20 protein-coding genes are annotated in these 21619 nt (G+C 69.9%); 11 read left to right on the top strand and 9 right to left on the bottom strand.

Annotated elements, in window-relative coordinates:
* Positions 1-71: 71 nt before the first annotated feature.
* From F5X71_RS17485 to F5X71_RS17475, 3 genes are read left to right on the top strand one after another with little or no spacing between them, the layout of a single operon-like run.
* Positions 72-1091: a hypothetical protein gene (locus F5X71_RS17485; RefSeq protein WP_167462982.1), complete on the top strand. Its 1020-nt coding sequence runs from the start codon at positions 72-74 to the stop codon at positions 1089-1091.
* Entirely contained in the window at positions 1091-1378 is a 288-nt protein-coding gene (locus tag F5X71_RS17480; protein ID WP_238815944.1) for a DUF5703 family protein, read from the top strand. Before F5X71_RS17485 ends, F5X71_RS17480 begins: the two co-directional genes overlap by 1 nt.
* 4 nt (positions 1379-1382) lie before the next feature.
* Complete coding sequence (locus F5X71_RS17475) at positions 1383-2459, top strand: quinone-dependent dihydroorotate dehydrogenase (protein WP_167462980.1); 1077 nt, start codon at positions 1383-1385, stop codon at positions 2457-2459.
* Positions 2460-2486: 27 nt separating this feature from the next.
* On the opposite strand, the gene F5X71_RS17470 is transcribed toward F5X71_RS17475, so the two are convergent.
* Positions 2487-2864: a hypothetical protein gene (locus F5X71_RS17470; RefSeq protein WP_167462979.1), complete on the bottom strand. Its 378-nt coding sequence runs from the start codon at positions 2862-2864 to the stop codon at positions 2487-2489.
* Between the two features lie 31 nt (positions 2865-2895).
* Positions 2896-3186, bottom strand: coding sequence for a hypothetical protein (locus F5X71_RS17465; protein WP_167462977.1), 291 nt, complete (start codon positions 3184-3186; stop codon positions 2896-2898).
* Positions 3187-3641: 455 nt separating this feature from the next.
* Here F5X71_RS17465 and F5X71_RS17460 point away from each other — a divergent pair, with 455 nt between their 5' ends.
* The 4 genes from F5X71_RS17460 to F5X71_RS17445 all read left to right on the top strand — a co-directional run bounded on the left by F5X71_RS17460 (position 3642) and on the right by F5X71_RS17445 (position 8738).
* Positions 3642-5147 (top strand): carbohydrate kinase family protein, encoded by a 1506-nt coding sequence (locus F5X71_RS17460; RefSeq protein ID WP_167462976.1) that lies wholly within the window; start codon positions 3642-3644, stop codon positions 5145-5147.
* 2 nt (positions 5148-5149) lie between these two features.
* Positions 5150-6097, top strand: a complete 948-nt coding sequence (locus F5X71_RS17455; protein WP_238815943.1) for a hypothetical protein — start codon at positions 5150-5152, stop codon at positions 6095-6097.
* A 19-nt stretch (positions 6098-6116) separates the two neighbouring features.
* Positions 6117-6701 carry a GTP cyclohydrolase gene (locus tag F5X71_RS17450; RefSeq protein WP_238815942.1) on the top strand — a complete coding sequence of 195 codons (585 nt, stop codon included), beginning with the start codon at positions 6117-6119 and terminating at the stop codon, positions 6699-6701.
* A 204-nt stretch (positions 6702-6905) separates the two neighbouring features.
* Complete coding sequence (locus F5X71_RS17445) at positions 6906-8738, top strand: AMP-dependent synthetase/ligase (RefSeq protein WP_167462972.1); 1833 nt, start codon at positions 6906-6908, stop codon at positions 8736-8738.
* 57 nt (positions 8739-8795) lie between these two features.
* On the opposite strand, the gene F5X71_RS17440 is transcribed toward F5X71_RS17445, so the two are convergent.
* The 4 genes from F5X71_RS17440 to F5X71_RS17425 all read right to left on the bottom strand — a co-directional run bounded on the left by F5X71_RS17440 (position 8796) and on the right by F5X71_RS17425 (position 12690).
* Entirely contained in the window at positions 8796-9338 is a 543-nt protein-coding gene (locus F5X71_RS17440) for a YbhB/YbcL family Raf kinase inhibitor-like protein (protein WP_167462971.1), read from the bottom strand.
* Between the two features lie 24 nt (positions 9339-9362).
* Positions 9363-10724 (bottom strand): M20/M25/M40 family metallo-hydrolase, encoded by a 1362-nt coding sequence (locus F5X71_RS17435; protein WP_167462970.1) that lies wholly within the window; start codon positions 10722-10724, stop codon positions 9363-9365.
* A 141-nt stretch (positions 10725-10865) separates the two neighbouring features.
* Complete coding sequence (locus F5X71_RS17430; RefSeq protein ID WP_167462969.1) at positions 10866-11501, bottom strand: LysE family translocator; 636 nt, start codon at positions 11499-11501, stop codon at positions 10866-10868.
* A gap of 28 nt (positions 11502-11529) precedes the next feature.
* On the bottom strand, positions 11530-12690 hold the full coding sequence (locus F5X71_RS17425) for a MalY/PatB family protein (RefSeq protein ID WP_167462968.1): 1161 nt from the start codon (positions 12688-12690) through the stop codon (positions 11530-11532).
* A 70-nt stretch (positions 12691-12760) separates the two neighbouring features.
* Between F5X71_RS17425 and F5X71_RS17420 the strand changes: the two genes are divergently transcribed.
* Entirely contained in the window at positions 12761-13258 is a 498-nt protein-coding gene (locus F5X71_RS17420) for an Lrp/AsnC family transcriptional regulator (RefSeq protein WP_238815941.1), read from the top strand.
* A gap of 110 nt (positions 13259-13368) precedes the next feature.
* Complete coding sequence (locus tag F5X71_RS17415) at positions 13369-14100, top strand: PP2C family protein-serine/threonine phosphatase (protein WP_167462965.1); 732 nt, start codon at positions 13369-13371, stop codon at positions 14098-14100.
* A gap of 15 nt (positions 14101-14115) precedes the next feature.
* Here the strand turns inward: F5X71_RS17415 and F5X71_RS17410 are convergent, their stop codons facing one another.
* Both F5X71_RS17410 and F5X71_RS37750 read right to left on the bottom strand, forming a co-directional pair.
* Complete coding sequence (locus F5X71_RS17410; protein WP_167462963.1) at positions 14116-17487, bottom strand: BTAD domain-containing putative transcriptional regulator; 3372 nt, start codon at positions 17485-17487, stop codon at positions 14116-14118.
* 151 nt (positions 17488-17638) lie between these two features.
* The gene (locus F5X71_RS37750) at positions 17639-17974 is read right to left on the bottom strand and encodes a WhiB family transcriptional regulator (RefSeq protein ID WP_167462961.1); all 336 of its coding nucleotides are present in this window, start codon (positions 17972-17974) and stop codon (positions 17639-17641) included.
* 261 nt (positions 17975-18235) lie between these two features.
* Here F5X71_RS37750 and F5X71_RS17400 point away from each other — a divergent pair, with 261 nt between their 5' ends.
* Both F5X71_RS17400 and F5X71_RS17395 read left to right on the top strand, forming a co-directional pair.
* Positions 18236-18505 (top strand): hypothetical protein, encoded by a 270-nt coding sequence (locus F5X71_RS17400; protein ID WP_167462959.1) that lies wholly within the window; start codon positions 18236-18238, stop codon positions 18503-18505.
* A gap of 164 nt (positions 18506-18669) precedes the next feature.
* The gene (locus F5X71_RS17395) at positions 18670-21138 is read left to right on the top strand and encodes a helix-turn-helix transcriptional regulator (protein ID WP_167462957.1); all 2469 of its coding nucleotides are present in this window, start codon (positions 18670-18672) and stop codon (positions 21136-21138) included.
* Between the two features lie 10 nt (positions 21139-21148).
* Here the strand turns inward: F5X71_RS17395 and F5X71_RS17390 are convergent, their stop codons facing one another.
* Positions 21149-21559 carry a DUF7144 family membrane protein gene (locus F5X71_RS17390; protein ID WP_167462956.1) on the bottom strand — a complete coding sequence of 137 codons (411 nt, stop codon included), beginning with the start codon at positions 21557-21559 and terminating at the stop codon, positions 21149-21151.
* Positions 21560-21619: the final 60 nt, after the last annotated feature.

The following is a 21619-nucleotide window of genomic DNA, read 5'->3' as shown; positions in this document are numbered from 1 at the left end:
GCCGGGCCGGTATGCCGACATGGTCAGATGGTGACGTAGCGGTTGATTCGTCGGTAGAAGGAGTTCGGAGGATGCGCCCTCGCGGTTGGGTGGAATCGGCGGCGATCTCCGGCGTGGCGGCCATGCTGCTGCTGACCGGATGCTCCACGGGTTCCGACGGGGACAACCTGGCCACCCGCGATCCCGCCACCGCCGCCGTCGCGCCCGCCCAGAGTGCCCGTCCCACCGGCGATGTCGCCGCTCTCGCCACGCCGATCGGCGCACTGCTCGCCGAGGCGGGCACCGGACGGATCGCGGCACTCGACACGAGCGGCGACACGCTGCTGCTGATCGACCCCGACACGCCGAACCCGCAGACGATCTCACTGCCCGCGCGCGGCGCGGCGCTCGCACAGGGCAGGCCGGGCGAAGTGCTGATCGCCGCCCCTCAGCGGGTGCTGCGCGCCGACGTCGCGACCGGCACGCTCACCGAGGTGGCCGTCGACGGCGACGTGCGCTCGGTGCTGCGCCGCGACGACGACTCGCTGATCGTCGGCACCGCGAACGGCACCGTGCGCACGCTGTCGGCGCAGGGCGAGAACACCCGCACCGTCTCGGGGCTCGCCTCGGCCGACGCGCTGGCGCTGACCGACGATCAGATCACAGTTCTGGATCGCAGACAGACCTCGGTGACCGAGATCGGGCTCGGCAAGAACTCGCTCGGGCTGGCTCTTCGCGCCGGTGACGGGGCCACGAACCTGATCTCCGATCGATTCGGCCGGGTCCTGGTCACCGACACCGAAGGCGGCGAGCTGCTGGTCTTCAGCGCCGGACCTCTCGTCCTGCACCAACGGTTCCCGGTAAACTCTTCGCCTTACGCGATTGCCTACGATCAGCGGTCCGACACCGTGTGGGTGACGTGCACACAGACCAACGAAGTCGTCGGATTCGACCTGTCGACGGGTATACCGAAAGAGGTGGGACGGTACGCCACCGTCCGGCAGCCGAACTCGGTGACCATCGAGCAGCGCACCGGTGACATGTTCGTGGGATCGGCGACCGGAGACGGTGTACAGCGGATCCGCGCGGATGATCGGAAGAGAGGGCACTGATGACTCGGGCAGCGGAAGAACCAGCCTCAGCACATCATTCGGGCGGGCGGACCGTGCGCGGGCGCGCCCTGCCTGCCGGCTGGGAGACCAGCAGTGACGATTACGAATACGTGCCGCTGCGGCTGCCACCCGAGGTGACCCGGGTGACCGCATCGATGCGGCTGGCCATCCAGGCCGAATTCGGGGGCTGGGAGTTGTCCCGCGTGCGGGCTTACACCGACGGCAGCCGCCGGGTGCTGCTGCGCCGCCGAAAAACCGCACTACCCCAGCCCGAACCGGGAATGTGAGCCGATGTACGCCCTGCTATTACGCCTGATGTTCCTGATCCCGCCGGAGCGGATCCACCACCTCGTCTTCGCGACGATGCGGGTGAGCGCGCGGCTCGCGCCGATCCGCTGGCTGATGACCAGGTTGTTCGCCGCCGACGATCCGATCCTGCGCAACACCGCCTTCGGCGTCGAGTTCCCCGCGCCGCTCGGCCTGGCCGCGGGCTTCGACAAGAACGCCGACGGCGTCGACGCGTGGGCCCCGCTCGGTTTCGGTTTCGCCGAGATCGGCACGGTCACCGCGCAGGCCCAGCCGGGCAATCCGGCACCGCGGCTGTTCCGGCTGCCCGCGGACCGGGCGCTGATCAATCGCATGGGTTTCAACAACTTCGGCGCCGCGGCCGCCGCGGATCATCTGCGGGATCGGCGCGGCGGCGTGCCGATCGGCGCCAACATCGGTAAGACGAAGATCGTCGAAGCCGCCGTGGCCGCGGACGATTACGCGATCAGCGCGGCGCTGCTCGGCCCGCTCGCCGACTTCGTTGTGGTCAATGTCAGCTCCCCCAACACCCCCGGCCTGCGCGACCTGCAGGCCGTCGAATCGCTGCGCCCGCTGCTGCAGGCGGTGCTGGACAGCGTGCGGGTGCCGGTGCTGGTGAAGATCGCCCCCGACCTGTCCGACGAGGACATCGACGCCGTCGCCGATCTCGCCGTCGAACTCGGGCTGGCCGGCATCGTCGCCACCAACACCACCATCCGCCGCGACGGCCTGCGCACGCCCGCGGGCGAGGTCGAGGCCATGGGCGCGGGTGGGCTGTCCGGTGCGCCGGTCGCCGATCGCTCGCTCGACGTGCTGCGCAGGCTCTACCGCCGCGTCGGCGATCAGCTCGTGCTGATCTCGGTCGGCGGCATCGAGACCGCCGACCAGGCGTGGGAACGCATCCGCGCGGGCGCCACCCTGCTGCAGGGCTACACCGGATTCATCTACGGCGGCCCGTTCTGGACCCGCAAGATCCACCGCGGTATCGCGCAACGCCTGCGCGCCAACGGATATCGCAGTATCGCCGAGGCGGTCGGCGCCGAGCACACCGCCAACGCCTGAGCTCTCCTCGATTCGGCGCGTACGCCCTCAGCCGAGGACGTACGGCGGTTCGACGATGTGCCCGTGCAGCGGACGCGACCGCGGACCAGGGCTCCGCGGCGCGCCCGCCCGTTCCTGATGCAGCCGTACCGCCATCCGGCGGGCCAGCAGCAACACCGCGCCCGCACGCGCGATACCGAGCTGTTCGGCATACAGATCGATCCGATCCTGCACCGCGCGGTCGTGCACGGCGCTCAGATCGCTCAGCAGTTCGTCGAGTTCCATGCCGAGCTGTGCCTGGTCCGCGGTGAGCAGGCGATCGGGCAGCCAGCTCAATCGCCACCGGTCCGTGCCGTCCGCTTCGCGGTACGCCCATTCCGGGGTGATATCGCTGGTCATCGTCCAGAAGGTGATGTGCACAGTCATGACTGCCTCCGGTCAAACAAATCGAACGTCTTCAGGGATGCCGGTCCCGCATTCGCCGGTGCAGCAGTTCCAACGCCTGGTGCACGGTGATGCCGAGGACACCGGCCGAGGTCTCGGCCCGTGTCTGCGCCGGACGGTCCGACGCGAAGTCGGGGCGGCTGAGCAGCTCGCCCAATTCCATTGCCGCGCGTGCCTGCTCGCGGTGCAGGCGCTGCGGCAACCAGCTCACCTGCCAGGCCGGTTCGGTGCGTCCTGCTACCCGCTCGGCCCATTCACCGCAGACACTGCTCGTCATCGATCGGGAGTTCTCGAAGATCGTCACGGCTGCCTCCACCAGCTGGGTCGTCGCACGTCCAGGTGCTGCTGCACTCGGGGATCGGTGAGCCCGGGTCCGCGCACATCGTGGGCGAAACCGGTGCGGCTTCCTCTCGGAAGCGGTGCGAAAGCCGGTCGAGACCGGCGAGAAGGGACGTCCGCGAAGGCAGTGCCGTGCCCCGCCTAGGCTCCGAGCTTGTTCGGCTCGAGCTCGGTGTCGCACCCGTGGTGCCGGGCCGGCCTGTGCCGCCGGTTGTGCCGAATCAGGAGAACTGTCTTCATCTCCGGGTCCCCTCCCGAGGTGGCTGGGAGACGGTGTCTCGCCGAACCAAGTGTGGCATTTGCCGTATCTGACCGTCAATTGCCGTTGTAGGTTGGTAATTGACAGTTCGCCCGCGCGCTAAACGCCGATTCTCGGCAACCGCAGGTGCAGCACCGACGACGAGAAAGGTCGAGCCGGCCATGGTCCCGCAGGACTCGGGTGTGGTTGCCGTGCGCAACATCCTCACGCGCCTGTGCAAGCGTTCCGGGCTCAGCCTCGAACGCCTGCGCACCACCGAGATCGATGTCGCGCCACTACTGGATCTGCTGGCCGTGCGGCAACACGCGCACCGCAACAGCATCTCCGCCGAGGAGGCGGTGCTGCCGGTGGTGCGCGATCTGGCTGCGCAACTGACGCCGACGAACCGGCTCATCGCCGACGCCGAACTCGTGCTCGGACTGCTCCGCGACGACAACGTCTCCGCCGCAGTGGATCTCGACCGGCTCTATGCCGCCGATCTCGGCGAGCGCCGCGAATACCTCACCGAACAGTGGCGGCTGCTGCACGAATCCGTTGCCGCGCCTGCCATCCCGCCGACGCCGACGGTGCGCTCGCTGCGCGCCACCCCCGAACGGCGCGCGTTCACCGAACTGGCGAACCTGCTCGTCAACGAGTCGGTCTACGACGCGCCCGCGGCGCACACCACCCCCATCTTCCGCGCTCCGCCCGTCGCGGAACCGCCTGCTACGCAGCCGGTTCCGGGTGTGGTCACGGTGATCGGTGACGCGGTTATAGACCACCTCTACTTCGTCGACCACATTCCGCTGGCAGGCGCCTCGACGCAGGGCAGCAGTTTCGAGGAGCATCCCGGCGGCAAAGGACTCAGCCGCGCGGTGGCCGCGGCCCGGCTCGGGTTGCGGGTCAGGCTGATCTCGGCGGTCGGCGACGACGCGGCGGGCCGGCGGGTACTGAGCTACCTGCGGTCGGAGGGCGTCGACACCGACCTGGTGAAGGTGGTGCCCGACGCACCGACGCCGGTCACCGCGGTGCTCATCACCAGCTCCGGCGCCGCGGGTTTCATCGGCTGCCGCGACGACCGGATCCGGTTGAGCGCCCAGGACTTACGCAGCCCGATGATCAACGCCGCGCTCGCCGCCTCGGACGCGGTGCTGCTCACCTTCGAGCAGCCGAGCCCGGTCATCGAGGGCGTGATGTCGTTGGTGCAGCGGATGTCCCAGCGGCCGCTGCTCGTGGTGCACCCAGCGCCCGCAGTCGGTGTGCCGCAATACCTTTACCAATACCTCGGTGCCGTCGACTATCTCGCGGGCACGAGCAAGGACCTCGCCGCGATGGTGCCCGACGGGGCCGCGGCCGCCCCCGCCGAGACCGCGCAGCGTTTGCGGGCGCTCGGCGTCCGCTCGGTGTGCGCGATCGAGGACTTCCGCTGCACCGTCTGGTCGGACCCGGTGACCACGCAGATTCCGCCGTTTCCCGCCGCGATGGCCGATTCACCGGGTGCTCAGGCAGCCTTCGCCGCAGCGCTGGTATACCGTCTCGTCTCGACCCGCCGACCGGCCGAAGAGAGCGACTACGTCTGGGCGACCGCGGCGATGGTGGCAACGCAGTCGTTCGGGGATGTGCCCGGGGCGATGCCACCGGTCAGCGATATCGACCGCATCGTCAGACTTGCTTCGGAGGAGCATTGACCATGTCGCTGTCCGGCCTTGCCGAGACCGAGCACCGGTTCACGCGCAAGGAGAGCACCCTGCCGGTCAGGGTGCTCGAACTCGACGACACGACCGAACGAGGACATCTGCTGATTTTCGGTGCGCCCACCGACGGATGCCTGGTCCGGATCCATTCGCGCTGCCTGTACGGCGAGACCTTGCGTTCCGACGACTGCGATTGCGGTCCGGAACTCGACGCGGCGCTCGACCTCATCCAGGCCGCAGGGTCCGGCGTCCTGGTCTATCTGGAGCAGGAGGGCCGCGGCCTAGGCCTGGTCGCGAAGGCGCGCGGCTATCGGCACAGCGAGCAGCACCGCACCGACAGCTTCACCAGTTACGCGCAGCTGGGCTTCCCCGTCGACGCGCGCACCTTCGAGGCCGCCGCCCGCGGCCTGGCCGCTTTGGGCCTCGGCTCGATCACACTGCTCACCAACAATCCGGTCAAGATCGAGGCAGTGCGCGCCGCGGGCCTGGAAGTCGTTGCGACACCGCTCATCACGCCGGTGCGCAGCGATCGGGCCTGGGCTTACCTGGAGGCCAAACGCATCCTGCGCGGCCACACCCTGCCCGCCGACCTGGCCCCGTTCGACGCGCCCGCCCCCGCGCTCCCCGCGCCTCGGCTGCGTTCGCTGCTCCCGAGCCGGGAGGTCGTGCTGGTGGCGCCGATCGCGCTGCTGGCCGTGCTGCTCGTCTCGCTCGGCCATGTCAGCGTGGCGGTGACCGCGGTGCTGGTGTGCGTGCTGCTGGTCGGCGCGCACGCGCTGCGGTCCAGCGATCTGCTCGCCGAGCTGGTCGCCCGTCCCGGCCGCCGGACCCGCACCGGCGGATTCGAGCTGTCACCGCTGCCCGCACCGCCGCTGCCCGGCGCCGAGGACCCGGCCCGCCCGGACACCGTGCTGGTGACGCCGCGATCGGACTACCGTTCATGAGCCACGTCGGAGGTTGTCGTTGACCGTCATCGACTCGGCCGCGGCCGAAACCGGACATCGGTTGCTGCGCAATGGGCGCGACCTGCACGTCCGGGTGCACGAACTGCCCGGTGACCGCGACGGCGGGCACGTCCTGGTGTTCGGCGAGATCGCCGACGGCTGCCTGGTCCGGATCCATTCGCGCTGCCTCTACGGTGACGCGTTGCGCGCCGACCACTGCCGCTGCGGTACCACGCTCGACCACGCCATGGATCAGATACAGGCGGCCGGCCGGGGCGTGTTGATCTATCTGGAACAGGAGGGCCGCGGGGCGGGCCTGGTCGGTAAGGCTCGCGGGCTACGGGCCGCGCAGTGCGCGGAATCAGGCACGCCGTGCAACCCCGCCATCGATGCACGGTCCTATCGGCACGCGGTCGCGGCGCTGGACCGCCTCGGGCTGCGCTCGATCCGCCTGATCACCGACAACCCCGACAAGGTCGCCGCCGTGCGCGCGGGTGGCATCCGGGTCGTCGTGCGCAGCCCGGGTGTGCCGGGTCGCGGCGGCCGGCTCACCGCGTGGCGTGCGCGCTGGCTCCGGGTGTACCGCCGATTCGAGGCACGGTAGGTCGCGCGTCCATAACTTCCCGAGTAAGCCGCACCACGACCTGCGGATCTAGCTACCATGAGTGAGCCGCGCCACTCCTGGCGCATCGACTCGTGAGAAACTGACAGCTCAGCTGCCGCATTCTGTCAGGATCGGGTCTCGAACCGCCCCCGTGCGGACGCCGTGAGGCGCGGTTCGTGTGGCACAGCTATCGGGAACAGGGTTATGACGACAACAGACATCGGCTATTCGCACAAATCGGGCAAAACGGTCTACACCATCCCGGAAGCGTTCCAAGAGACCATCAGCATGCGGCCCGATCAGGTCGCGCTGCGCACCGTCGGCGGAACGCAGGAGATCACCTGGCGCGAATACGGCGACCGGGTGCGCACCCTCGCGGCGGGCCTGGCCCGGCTCGGCGTCACCCGCGGCGACACTGTCGGCATCATGCTCACCAACCGGCCCGAATTCAACCTCGTCGACACCGCGGCCCTGCACCTGGGCGCCACCCCGTTCTCGATCTACAACACCAGCTCCGCCGAGCAGATCACCCACCTGTTCACCAACGCCGCGAACAAGGTGGTGGTGACCGAGCAGGCCTTCCTGGACAAGGTGCGCGCGGCCGGGGTCCAACTCGAGCACATCGTCCTCGTCGACGGACCGGCGACCGGCACGGTCACGCTGGACCAGGTGGCGGCCGACCCGGCCGCGGACTTCGATTTCGAGGCCACCTGGCGCGCGGTGCGGCCCGAGGACCTCGCCACGCTCATCTACACCTCCGGCACCACCGGCCCGTCCAAGGGCGTCGAGGTCACCCACCGCAACGTGCTCGCCCAGGTGATCGGGCTGGTGGCCGGACCGCTGCCGGTCGGGCTCGACGACCGCGCGGTGTCCTACCTGCCCGCCGCGCACGTCGCCGACCGGATCTCCGCGCACGCGATGAACCTGCTCACCGGCATCCAGCTCACCACGGTCGCCGACCCGCGCGAGGTCGCCGCCGCGCTGCCCGACGCCCGGCCGACCAGCTTCTTCGGCGTGCCTCGGGTGTGGCAGAAGATCAAGGCCGGCATCGAGACCAAGCTCGCCGCCGAGACCAGCCAGGTCAAGAAGACCTTGGCGCTGTGGGCCATCGACACCGGAATCGCCGCCGCCCGAGCCGATCTCGCGGGCCGCAGCCGCGGGCCGGTGCTCGCGGTGCAGCATCGGCTGGCCGAGACGCTGGTGCTGGCCAAGCTGCGGCACGCGATGGGCCTCGACGCGCTCGCCATCGCCGCATCGGGCGCCGCGCCGATCCCGCCCGAGACCCTCGAATACTTCCTCGGCCTCGGCTTCACGGTGAGCGAGGTGTGGGGCATGTCCGAGACCACCGGCGTCGGCACCTTCACCGAATTGGACAAGCCACGGCCCGGTTCGGTCGGCCGCCCGCTCGACGGCATCGAACTGCGGCTCGACGCCGACGGCGAGATCCTGGTGCGCGGGCCCATGGTCACCAGCGGTTACCGCGGCATGCCGGAGCAGACCGCCGAGGCCATCGACGCCGACGGCTGGCTGCACACCGGCGATGTCGGCACCCTCGACCCCGACGGCTACGTGCGCATCATCGATCGCAAGAAAGAACTGATCATCAACGAGGCGGGCAAGAACATCGCGCCGAGCAACGTCGAGAACGCCGTCAAGGCCGCCTCCTCGCTCGTCGGTCAGGTCGTCGCGATCGGCGATGCGCGGCCCTACATCGGCGCGCTGATCGTGCTCGATCCCGACGTGGCCACTCTGCGCGCCAAGGATCTCGGTGCCACCGACGCCGACCTGCCGACGCTGGCACGCCGGCAGGAGATCGTCGACGAGGTGCGTGCGGCGGTGCTGCAGGGCAACGTCAAGCTCTCCCGGGTCGAGCAGGTCAAACGCTTCACCATCGTCGGTGCGGCGTGGGAGCCCGGCGGCGAGGAGCTGACCCCGAAGATGTCGCTCAAACGCGGCCCGATCGCGGCCAAGTACGCCGCCGAGATCGCCGCGCTCTACGCCCAGACGCCGCCCGAGCACGTCGTCACCGTCAAGTAGCACACCGAAACAGCAGTGGCCCTGGGCTTTTCGCCCAGGGCCACCGTCGTCACCGAATTACTTCTGCTCGTAGGTCGCCACGATCACCGCGCGCGCGATGGCATGGGAGAACAGGTTGAACCCGAGGTAGGCCGGCGTGGCGCTCGCGTCGATCCCCAGGCTCTCCACGTCCACCGCGTGCACCGCGATGAAGTAGCGGTGGTAGCCGTGGCCGGGCGGCGGGCCCGCACCGACGAATCCGGGGAAGCCGCCGTCGTTGCGCAGCGAGATCGCCCCGCTCGGCAGCGCGCCGCCCTCCTCGCCGCTGCCGGCGCCGCTGGGCAGCGACGTCACGCCCACCGCAATGTCGGCCACCGCCCAGTGCCAGAACCCGGACGCGGTCGGCGCGTCCGGGTCGAACACGGTGACCGCGAAACTCTTTGTCTCGGCGGGGAATCCGGACCAGGACAACTGCGGCGAGATATCTTTGCCGCCCGCGCCGAACACGCCGCTGACCTGATCGTTGCCGAACGGCTGACCGTCGGTGACGTCCGAGGAGGTCAGCGTGAACGACGGCAGCTGCGGCAGCGCGTCGTAGGGGTTGTAGGAGTAGTCGGGCACGAGTGGTGTCCTTTCGTTCGATCGTCAGCTGTTCAGGAGGAAATGCTCCAGCACGCGGGTGCCGAATTCGAGCGCCTGCACCGGAACCCGCTCGTCGACACCGTGGAACAGCGCGGTGAAGTCGAGCTCGGGGGGCAGCTGCAGCGGCGCGAAACCGAAGCAGCGAATCCCCAAGCGCGCGAACGCCTTCGCGTCGGTACCGCCGGAGAGCATGTAGGGCACGGTCCGGCCCTGCGGATCGTGGGCGAGGATCGCGTCGTTCATCGCGTCCACCAGGTGACCGTCGAAAGTCGTTTCGTAGGAGTCGAGTTTGGTGATCCACTCGCGCTCGACGTCCGGGCCGATCAGCTCGTCGACCTCGCGTTCGAAGGCCGCCTGCCGCCCCGGCACCACCCGGCAGTCGACCACGGCCTCCGCGGTCTGCGGGATCACGTTCGCCTTGTATCCGGCCTGCAGCATGGTCGGGTTAGCGGTGTCCCGCAGCGTCGCGCCGATGATCCGCGAGATGGTGCCGAGCTTGGCCAGCTGCCCTTCGATATCAGGGCTGTCCGGGTCGAACTCGAGCCCGGTCTCCTCGGCGACGGCGGCCAGGAACTGTGCCACCGAGTCCGACATCACCAGCGGGAAGGTGTGTTTGCCGAGCCGGGCCACCGCCTCGGCCAGGATGGTGACCGCGTTGTCCTCGTGCAGGAACGAGCCGTGACCGGCACGGGCCTTGGCGCGCAACCGCATCCAGCCCAGGCCCTTCTCGGCCGTCTCCACCAGGTACAGCCTGCGCTCGGTGCCGTCCCGACGCGGCACGGTGAGCGAGAAGCCGCCGACCTCGCCGACCGCCTCGGTGACACCGTCGAACAGGTCCGGCCGATTGTCCACCAGCCATTGCGATCCCCACTTGCCGCCGTTCTCCTCGTCGGCGAGGAAGGCGAAGACGATGTCGCGCGGCGGTACCGTGCCCTCGCGCTTGAACTGACGCGCGACGGCCAGCATCATGCCGACCATGTCCTTCATGTCGATGGCGCCGCGACCCCACACGTAGCCGTCGCGCACCGCGCCGGAGAACGGATGCACGCTCCAGTCCGCGGCCTCGGCGGGCACCACGTCCAGGTGTCCGTGCATCATCAGCGCGCCCCGGCTCGAATCGGCGCCCGCCAATCGCGCGAAGACGTTGCCGCGGCCGGGCGCGCCCGACTCCACGTACTCGGTCGTATACCCCGCCGCCCGCAGTTGCTCGGCCACCCATTCGGCGCATTCGCGCTCGCCCTTGGTGGTGGCCAGCTCGCCGGTGTTGGAGGTATCGAACCGGATCAGCGCGCTGACCAGGTCCACCACCTCGTCTACCGCACGAGAGCCGCTGTTGGGAACCGATCCTTCGACAGATGTGGACACGTACCCTTTCCTACCACCTGCCCGGCCCGGCACCGTCGGCCTCCCCGCGCCCGCGCGGCCCGGCCGCGCCGGACGACACAGCGTACGGTGCCGATCCCGGTGCCCGCAGGGTCCGCATCACGGTGAGCGCAATCGGTGCCGTCACGGCGCGTCGAACGCGAGCTTCACGCCGAGCGCGAGCAGCACCGAGCCGGTGACCGCCTCCATCGCGCGTTTCACCGACACCCGGCTCAGCCAGGCGCGTGCCGCCCGGACCACGCAGATCAACACCGTCCACCACACCAACCCCTCGATGATGTGAATCATGGTGAGCGACAGGCCCATCAGCAGATGCGGCGCGTGCGGCGGCAGGAACTGCGGCAGCATCGCCAGATAGAACACGCCCACTTTCGGATTCAGCAGGTTCGACAGCGCGCCCCGCGCCCATGCCCGCACGAGACCACCACCGGGGTCCGCGTCGGGCTCCCATCCGACGGCGCCGTCGCGCCGCCACGCCGTGCGCAAGCTGGTGAGCCCGAGCCAGATCAGATACAGCGCGCCCGCCACGCGCAACACCGTGTACGCCACCTGCGAGGTGGTCAGCAGCACCGACACTCCGGCGGTCGCGGCCGCGCCCCACACCAGCAGGCCCGTGCCGACCCCGGCCGCCGTCGCGAACGCGCCGCGGGTGCCGCGTACGACCGCGGCACGCAGCACCAGCGCGGTGTCGAGTCCGGGCACCAGGGTGAGCAGGCCCGCGACGACCGCGAACGAGACCACCGCCGTCCCTACGCTCATGTCGCCGCACGCCAAGGCTGTCGCGGACTCATCGAGTCAGCCGCTTCTCGACGGCCTCGCGCATCCTGGCCAGCATCTCGGTCAGCACCGGACCGTAGGTCGCGAAGTTCAAGCGCGCGAAACCGCTTCCGCCAGGGCCGAAATCGGGACCGGAGAGCACCATCACCTTCGCCTCGTCAAGGAAGAACGCGGCCGGGTCCTGATCCAATTCCAGTGCGCGACAGTCGAGCCAGGCCAGATAGCTCGCCTGCGGCCGGTGGTAGCGCACCCACGGCGGCAGCGCGTCGGCGACGAGATCGCGGTTCGTGGTCAAGACCTGCCGGGTGGCGGCCAGCCAGGCGTCGCCCTCCTGCCAGGCTGCCTCGGTCGCCAGCACGCTCGGCGCACTGACCTGGCCGTACAGTTTCGGCGGCTGCGCGGCCAGCGCCTCGCGGACCCGTCGGTCGCCGACGTGCGCGACACAGCAGCGTAGTCCGGCCAGATTGAACGCCTTGCTCGCCGAGTTGAGTGTCACGGTGCGAGCGGCGATCTCCGGCCCCAGCGCGCCGATGGGCAGATGCCGGTGCGGGTCGTGGGTGAGTTCGGAATGGATCTCGTCGGCGATTACCACCAGATCGTGGCGACAGGCGATCTCCGCGATCGCGGTCAGCTCGGCACGGTCGAAGACATGGCCGGTCGGGTTGTTCGGGTTCACCATGATCAGCGCGCGGCAATCGGACGCACGGACCTGCGCCGCCATCCGCTCGGCGTCGAAGCCCCAGCCGTCGGCGGTCTCGACCAGCTGGATCGGCACCAGCCGCCGGCCCATGACCCGCAACGTCTCCAGGAACGGCGGATAGGTCGGCGTGTGCACCGCCACCGCGTCCCCTGGCCGCGTGGTGAGTTGCAGCACGATCTGCACCACCTGGATCAGCTCGGTGAACACGTGCACCTGCGCCGGATCGACCTCGAAGCCGTGCCGCTCGCGCATGCGCGCGGCGAAGCTGTGCGGCAACGGATTCAGCTCGGGTCGCTCGTCCCACGCCGGATACCCGAGATCCCCGATGGCGGCCCGCTGCAGCACCGCGCGCACCGCGTCCGGCACCGGGAAATCCATATCCGCGATCCAGCCAGGCAGCACATCGGTCCCGGCGCGCGCCCACTTCACCCCCGCGCGTCGCCGCAGGTCACCGAGCTCGACAAGGTCCATGCCGAGAACCCTAGAAGTAACGGCTCGGAACACGATTGACAATTTTCGCGGCCCGGCGCAAATTTCTTGCGTGACGGTTCCACCCCTCGACGACATAGACCACCACCTGCTCGCCCTGGTACAGGTCGACGCCACCCTGTCGCTGCACGAGCTCGGCGAGCGGGTTGCCCTGTCCCCCAGCGCGGTTCAACGCAGGCTCGGCCGGTTGCGGGCCGCTGGGGTGATCACCGCGCAGGTCGCCGTGGTCGATCCACGCGCGGTCGGCATGGCGCTGACCACCGTGGTGCTGGTCGAACTCACCGAGGACGACGCGGGCCAGTACGCCGCGTTCTGCGCCAGGATGCTCGCCGAACCCACAGTGCAGCAGTGCTATTCGACCGTCGGGCAATGGGATTACGTCGTGGTGATGGTCACCGCGGACCTCGCCGACTATCGCCGGATCTCCAATCGGCTGTTCGTCGACGACAAATCGGTCCAGCGCTACGAGACCCTGCCCACCTACGAACGAGTGAAAGCGCAACTGGCCGTGCCCTTGTCGGCGATCACAAGCACCGACATCGAACCGTAACCGACTTCACAGGATCAGCACGGGGAACCTTGACCCGGTGCACGGTCTCCGGTGCTGCACTGGACAAGTGCCGATCGGCACGCGCAGGTCTGCACGAGGAGGTCCGGCCCATGTGCTCGGCACCGGTCAGCGACGACACCGACCCCGAGGAGGTCCGCCTCACCGGTGCCGCATGGGAGTCGGTGAGCAGGCGCGGTGCCCGCTCACTCAACGCCGACGCGGCCGCCACCCACACCGACCCGACCACCGCGCGCACCGCGTTCGTCGTGGCCGACGGGATCGGCAACCACCTGCTCGCGGTCCGCGCCGCGCGCACGGCCGCCACCGTCGCGGCCAGGGTCGCCGCCGACGCCGGCGCCCGCGCGGGAATCCTTGCCGCGCAACATGAACTGCTGCGTCAGTTCCCGCAGTCCGAGGCCGACAGCGTGCTGGTCGTCGCGGTGCTGCCCGCCGGCGCGGGCCCGGCCGATATCGCCTGGGTCGGTGACTGCCGCGCCTATCGCTGGAACGGCCGGGTGCTGCACCAGATCACGGTCGATCACACGGTCGCCGAGTTCTGGCGGATCCGCGGACATCAGCCACCACCGCGGCTGAACCATCTGGTGACCACCTCGGCCCGCACCGTCCGCCCCGCCGATATCGGCCAGGCGGGCACCGGCGCGAGTACCGGACGACTACTGCTCAGCACCGACGGCGTGCACAAGCGGCTCGACATCACCACCATCAAGGTGGTCCTGGCGGGCAGCGCCTCCCCCGCGTTGGCCGCCGATACGCTGGTCCGGTCCGCCCTGCACGCGGGCGGTACCGACAACACCACCGCGCTGGTCGCCGACCGCAGGTAGCCGCGGGCAGGCCCGTCAGCGGGCCGCGAGTTGCGGTCGCGTGATCTCCGCGGCGCCGCCGTATCCCGCGTCCGGCCGCGGCACGAGTTCATCGAGCGCGCCGCGGACTCGACGCAAGACGGTCGCGGCGCGAGCGCGCAGCGACCGCGCCGTCGCCGCCTGCCCGGTGACATCGGCCAGATCCGCGAGCACCGTGTCGAACGGCCCGAATACCGCCGCGCCGGTGTCGAATCCGATCAGGGCCCCGGAGAACGGCAGCAGTGTGTCGAACAGTTCCCGCGACGCATCGAGTTCCCCCAGTGCCACGGCGGCGGTGCCGCGGAAGGCGGACATCAGCGGCCGGTAGCGGTCGCCGCGCACCGCCGGGTGAGCGCGGAACACCTCCCGCGCCCGTGCCCGGTCACCGGCGTGCAGCAGGGCGACGGCATAGATCTGCGCGACCCGGTCGGGCTCGGCCGTGTACAGCCCGGCCAGCGGCGCCGCCACACCGGATAGGTCGCCGCGCGCCCACCCGAGCGTGAGCGCGCCGACCAGCCGCGGGCCCTGCGGATGGGCCGCCCCCGTCTCCGCCATCCGAGCCGCGAAGTCTCGGTACTTCCGTTCCGCCGCAGGCAGATCCCCGCGCAACACCTCCACCACCGCCGCGAAGGCCAGCAGGACATCGGCCAGTGGTCGCGGGCGGCCGTCCGGCGTGGCGCCGAGCGCGGCGGCGGCATGCCTGCTAGCCGCCCGCGGATCGCACGCCCGGCAGGCCGCCAGGAAACGGAAGTAGTGCGCGAGCGCCTGATAGTCCGGCAAACCCGCGCCGCGCGCGACGTCGAACAGTTCCTCGGCGACCATGGGCAGGCCGGAACCGTCCGGCTCGCCGATGCGGGTGTAGGCCAAGGCATTCAACGCGGCGCAGCGCAGCTCCGGATCGCCGCAATCGTGCGCGAGACGCGCCGCCTCCGCCGCGCGCTCCGCGGCCTGCGCGGGCTCATCGGCCGCCTCCGTGCTCAACGCGACGAGCAGCGCGGCGCGCTCGACCGACGAATCGGTGCGCGCCAGTGCGGATTCCAGCGTGGACCGCAGCCGGGTGTCGCTCGTAGCGCACTCCCACGCACCACGCAGGACCGGTACCGTCCGGCCGGTGAGCGCACGGACCACCAGGCGCTGGTCGTCGAGTTCCTCGGCGAGCGCGAGCGCACGGCCGCGCACCGGACGCGCGCGAGCGAGCTGTCCGTCCCCGGCCAACGCGCCCGCCAGACCGCGCAGCGCCTCGAACAGCGCAAGCCGGTCCTGTTTGCGCGCGCCGCGCCGGGCATGCCCGGCCAGTTCGTGCAGTTCGACCGCGCTTCGCCACTGCGCGGCGGCACCCGCGGCATTACCCGCGCGGTCATATCGGTCGGCCACCGCGACGACGTGGCGCAGCGCCTGCGCCGCCGTCGCCGGGGTGGCGCCGTGGGCGGCGTGCCGGGCGAGCAGCTCCGCGTCGGCGAGCTCGGCGTAGCGCGCGTCGAGCCGCGCCTCCAGCAATTCCAGTGCGCTCCAATGCATTCGACCGCGCCGCAGGGGCGCGATGCTCTGATACACCACGTCCTGGACCAGTGCCCGATCCAGCGCGATCCGGCCGCGGTGATCGAAGCCGGACAGCCCGGCCGCCGCCGCCGCGTCGATGAGATCCACCAGCTCGTCTTCGGCGACACCCGACAGCTGCGCCAGCGTGTCGACATCGATCTCCCTGCCCCACACGGCGAGATACTGCAGTACGGCCAGCACCCCTTCGGGTAGCTGTTCGATGCGGTCGATCACCACGGCGCGGATGTTCCCCGGCAGACCGGTGTTTCTCGGCAGACCAGGCGAATCCCCCAGCGCCGCTATTCGCTTCGACAGCTCCCGGACGAAGAACGGATTACCGCCTGTTCTTTCGTGCAACGTTTGCAGCGATTCGGGATCGAGCGTCGCCAGACCGGCGTCCTGCGCAACCTTGCGCGTCCCCGCCAGATCCAGGCCGGTCAACTCCACCCGTTCGGCCGCGCGGTCGGCCAGCGCCGCCTCGGCGGCCCGCAGGCCGGGCGACAGCTCGAAGTCACGCACCGTGGCGATGACCAGAATCGGTTCCCGCTGCAACCAATTCGCCAACTGCCGCAGGACCTGCAGGGTCGCCTCGTCGGCCCGCTGGGCATCCTCGACCACGATCGCCACCGGCCTGCTCGGCACGAGTTCGCGGCATCGCGCGGTGACCGCACGCACGATGGTGAACGGGTCGGCGGGGCCCGCGGGGCCGGACGGCTCGCCGCCGAGCTCTACCAGGATCTCGGCCCAGGCCCAAGCCGCCGGCGCGCCGTCGACATCAGGGCAGCGACCGACGGCGGTGATCCAGCCCTGCGCCGCCAGATCCGCGGCCATCGCCGTGACGAGTGTTGTTTTTCCCGAGCCCGCCGCGCCGACCAGCCACGTCATCCGCAACCCGGACCGGCGCGCCTCCCCTGCCGTCGCGAGCAGAGCACGGCGCTGCCCCGGATAGAACGTCGGCTCCGCACCCGAATCGACGACCTCGGTCCGCACCGCGCGCGCACCGCCGCGCGGCGGCGTCTCGGCCATGGCGCGGGCGGTGGCCGAATGTTCGGTCGGCACACGCTGTTTCAGGATCGCCGATTCGAGATCCCGCAACCGCGGTCCCGGATCTATCCCGAATTCCGTGCGCAGGAATTCCCTGGCGCGCCGAACTGTGGCCAACGCCTCGACCTGCTGGCCGAGCCGATACTGCGCCGCGGCCAGTAGTCGCACACTTTCTTCGCGGCCCGGATTTTCCTCTACCTGCTGACGCAGCACGGTGACCACCTCGCCGAGCCTGCCGAGTTCCAGTGCGGCCTCGGCGCGCAGTTCGGTGGCCGTGATCCGTAAATCGGTGAGCCGGGCGGCCTCCGCGACGGCCCACGACGCACCGGAAAAGGATTCGAATGCCGCACCGTGCCAGCAATCCAGAGCCGCGTCGAGCAGTCGATAACGTTCCAGCGGCCCCGGCCGGTCGGCCGGGTCGTGCACCCGCTGCTCATACTGGCGCATCTGCTCCTCGAATCGCCACGCGTCCACACTGCCCGGAGCCAGCCGCAGCGCGTAGCCGCCGCCCTCGGACACCAGGATGCGCGCCGCGGTCCTCGGTCTTCGCGCCGGCTCGAGCACGCGCCGCAAATTGTGGATCTGCACCTGCAATACGGCGGGCGCGTGCGAGGGCGGATCGCCTTCCCACACGTCCTCCACCAGGCGATCGGTGCCGATGGCCTGACCGCCCGCCAGCACGAGCCGCCCCAGCACCGCGCGCTGGCGTGCGGCACCGATACGTGCCGTACGACCGCCTAGCGAAACCTGAAGCGGACCGAACACCTGAACCTGTGGCTCCGTCATGACACGGCGTCCCTCCGACCGTCGAGATATCCACTCCGTCAATTAATTTCGAAGAACTTCCGGTAAATTACCGCCATGTTTCGGAATGCACAAACCGGACCGGCAGCGCAGTGTCCAGCAAACTCGTTGCCGGACAACATCATCCGCTGATTCAAACCGGAATCTCGGCAAATCCGCACAGCGCGCACGATCGTTCGGCACGCGCGGATTCGATGAGCCGCCAACACTTCACACAACGCCGCGGCCGCGCGTGGCCGCGCCCGATCTCTCGTAATGTCACGTGCGCGTCCCGGTCGCCGTCGATCCATACGCCGGCGACTATCCCGCGCCGCTGCGCTATCGCCAGCGCGTGCCCGGCGCAACGCGCGAGCACCGGACATCGCCTGCAGTAGGCCAGAGCCTGTCGTGGGTCGCCTTTCGGCGGCGCCGCGGGGTAAAAGATCCCCGGCGCGACCGCCCGGCAGGCCGCCCGCTGTCGCCAGTTCATCCGAATTCCTCACCTTCGTCGCCCAACCTCGTCCGTCGGCGACGCAGCGCCCCCGTACCGGACCGTCCACGTCCCCGGATCGACGTTCCCAGGAATGCCGATACTGTATTCAAGAAATGCGCCGATCACCCAACGTCAAACAATTACGAATGGGTATCGAAATGCGCCGGAAGCGCTCCGGAAGAATTGCGGAAGAGAAATGGAAGGCGAATCCCGGATAATAGTCCGGACATATTTCTCCGACCCGCGGGAGCAGACCCGATGCGCATACCCCCGACCGCCGAACACCAGGCACCGACCCCCGTGACCACCCGCGGGTCCACGCCGGATACCGCAGTCACCACCGAACTAACCGAACCCGCCGCTACCGGCCTCTATCGCGATCGCGACGGCGATCTCTGGCAGAAGACCGACCGCGGCTGGCGCCTGCGCAGCCAGCACGGCGTCGCCGTCGACGACGCCTCGTACTGGGCCTGGCTGGACGGGCACGTTCGCGATTACGCACCCTTTGTTCCGCTCGGCGCCGAATAGCAGCCGCGAGGTCGCGGCCGCGTCACCGCGGCGCGGCCGCGACCTCGGCCGAATTATCGGAAACGAATTTCCGCAACCATCCGAAAGTGCGCCGAAAGCGCCGCGCCGTAAATCGCCGCGCCGATCGGCCGACACCCGCCGCTCGCCCGAATCGAGGAAAGCCGATGACCGCGCGTCCGAAACCGCCGCACACCGCCGTACCGACTTTCGCGTTCACCCCGATCGCCCGGCCCGAGTTATACGACCGGCTCGATACGGCGCTGTCCGCCGCGCGGGCCGCCACACTGCTCATCACCGCGCCCGCGGGCACCGGCAAGACCGTGCTCGTCGCCGACTGGCTGCGCCATCGCCGTCGGCAGGCACCGCCCGCTGCGGCCATCAGCTGGCTGACGCTGACCAGGCGCAACGCCGGCGCGGTCGGGTTGCGCACCGCGCTGCCCGGTCCCGACCTTCCGCCCGTGCTGGTGATCGACAACGCGCACCTGATCACCGAGCCGCCCGCCCTTGCCTACCTCGAATACGTGCTGACGCATCTGCCGTCGAGCACCGTCGCCATACTCATGGCCCGTTTCGCGCCACCATTGCGCTGGCATGCGGCCGAATCCGCAGGACTGGTCACGTATCTGGGCTCGGCGGACCTGATGTTCAGCAGCGCACAGGCGAAACAGCTGTGCGCGCAACAGCATTGCACGCTCACCGCGGACGAGCTGAAGACCGTCATGGATCTGACCAGGGGCTGGCCCACACTGCTGCGCATCACGGCGGGCCAGCTCGCCGCCGAGCCCGATCGCCGAACGGCGCTGGCCGCGCTGGCGAGCGCACCACGCGCCCTCGGTGAGTTCCTGCGCACCGAATTCATCGAGGGACTCGCCGAACCGGTCCGCCGGTTCGTCGTGGAGACCAGCGTCCCCGAGACGTTCACCGCGGCACTCGCCGAACAACTCACCGGACTCGACGCACCGCAGATCCTGGACGAACTCCTGCGCGTCAACTTCCCGCTCACCCCCGTCGCGCACCGCGGCGAGCTCTGGTTCAGCTATCACCCCATGCTGCGCAGCGAACTGCTGTTGGAGGCCCGCTACAGCGCCACCCACGCCGAGGTGCTGCGCCGCACCGCGGACTGGTACTGCGCGATGAACCTGCCGATCGCCGCGCTACCGCACGTCCTGGCGGGGACGCCGGCCGAACTCGTGCGGTTCCTGCGCGAAACCGCGTTGCGCATCGTGCTCGACGGCGCGGGGCCGCAGCTGTTCCAGCGCCTCGAGCGCGCCCCGCTGCCCGCCGACGATCCGTTCCTGTGGGTGCTGCGCGCCATCGATGCCCTCGAACGTGACGACGTCACCGCCGCGCTCACCCACCTCGACATCGCCTGCGCGCGTACCCCGGACACCGAAACGATCGCGCCGCGAGGCTGGCTCGTACCGCTCACCCTCGCCGCGACCGTGCGCGCCGCGGTGGCCGGCGGCACCGGTCTCGCCGAAATCCGGCTCCCGGACCCGCTTCCGGTCACCGGACAGCCGGATATCGACGCCTATGTCGCGATCGAGGCCGGCACGGCGCTGCTAGTGCGCGGCTCGCATACCCTTGCCAGGCAACAACTCCGGCGCGGCCTCGCCCTGGCCAAATGCGTCGGCAACCATGCACTGGTGGTGCGGGCCTGCGCGCACCTGGCGCTGGTCGCCGGTGTGCGCGGCGGCATCGCGGTGGCCAGGGACACCGCTCGCACCGCGGTGCGCAGCGCGCACACCAAGCACCTCATCGACTCGCCGGCTGCCGCTGTGGCGTCGGCGGTTTCGTCCTTCGCCGGGTACCTGCGCGGCGAGCCCGGCACCACACCGGAGCCGAGGCAGGCACCGCGGTGCTGTGTCGAACCGGTCACCCGGCTGTGCGAATTCGACACTGCCGCGGACAAATACGCCGCCGCCGAGCCCCTGCGGGCGAGCACGCTGCGACTACTGCGGCACCCCTACGCCGCCCCCGTCGCCGGACTCCTGCTGCCGCCGGTGATCTGCGCGTTGCTCCTGGTCACCGACGTCGGCGCCGTGCGGCCGCTGATCGAGCAGGCCGAGCCGCTGCTCGGCGACGACGCGGGCCGCACCGTAGCCCGTGCCGCGGTGGCCGCCCGCACCGGGCACCCGAAAACGGTGCTCGGCCTTGTCGAACCGATTATCGCCGACGGCGACGCCACGCACCCGTTGCACACCGTCACCGCGCTGCTGTTCACCGCGTCCGCGCACGCCGCGCTGCGAAATCCATTGCCTGCCAGGGCCGCACTCGAGGCGGCCCTGCGCGGCGCCGAGGACGATCACCTGGTGCGGCCGTTCCTCGACGTCCCCGGCTGTGTCCAGCTGCTCGACACCCACATCGGCACCCTCGGCAGGTACAACAGACTCGCCCAGGAGATCCGGCAGCATCCGGCCGTGCGCCGCGGGGCCGCCCAGCCGCGGCTCACCGCGACCGAACGCACGGTGCTCGCGCAACTGCCGTCCGGGCGCACGGTGCAGCAGATCGCCGAAACCCTCGGTGTCTCGATCAACACCGTCAAAACACATCTGCGCGGCATATACACCAAGCTGGGCACCAACTCCCGGGCCGAGACCCTGCTGCTGGCCCACCGCACAGGGCTGCTCTGAGGCCCTCCACTCACTCCCGGTCCGGGCGCCACGTCGCGATCGCCCAGATGACGACGACGTTCAGCACGATGATCGAGATCGACCATGCCGGGTAGTACGGCAGCGACAGAAAGTTCCCGATGATCGACAGTGCCGCAACGAGAATCGCGGCGACCCTGGCCCAGGTGAAGCCGAGCATCAGGCCGACCGCACACAGCGCGAGCAGCGTGCCGAGCACGGTGTGGGTCCAGCCCCACGAAGTGGTGTCGAACCGATAGAGGTACTCGAATCCGACAACGTAGAGCTGGTCGGCGACGATCGCCGAGATGCCTTCCAGGATGGAGATCACGCCGACCGTGAGCAGCAGTACCGCCGCCGCGAGGGAGGTACCGGCGGCCACCGCGCGGCGCACCGGGTGCTCGGTATCCGGCTCGTGAGTCATGGATCGTCCCCTTTCTCGATGGGTTGGCGGACGATCCGACTGTGCGCCCCGCCCCGCCCC

Origin of the sequence: Nocardia brasiliensis, from assembly GCF_011801125.1 — a bacterium.
GTDB classification, from domain to species: Bacteria; Actinomycetota; Actinomycetes; order Mycobacteriales; family Mycobacteriaceae; genus Nocardia; species Nocardia brasiliensis_C.
The sequence above is the reverse complement of the archived record's forward strand: the minus strand, read 5'-3'. Positions and strand labels throughout refer to the sequence as shown.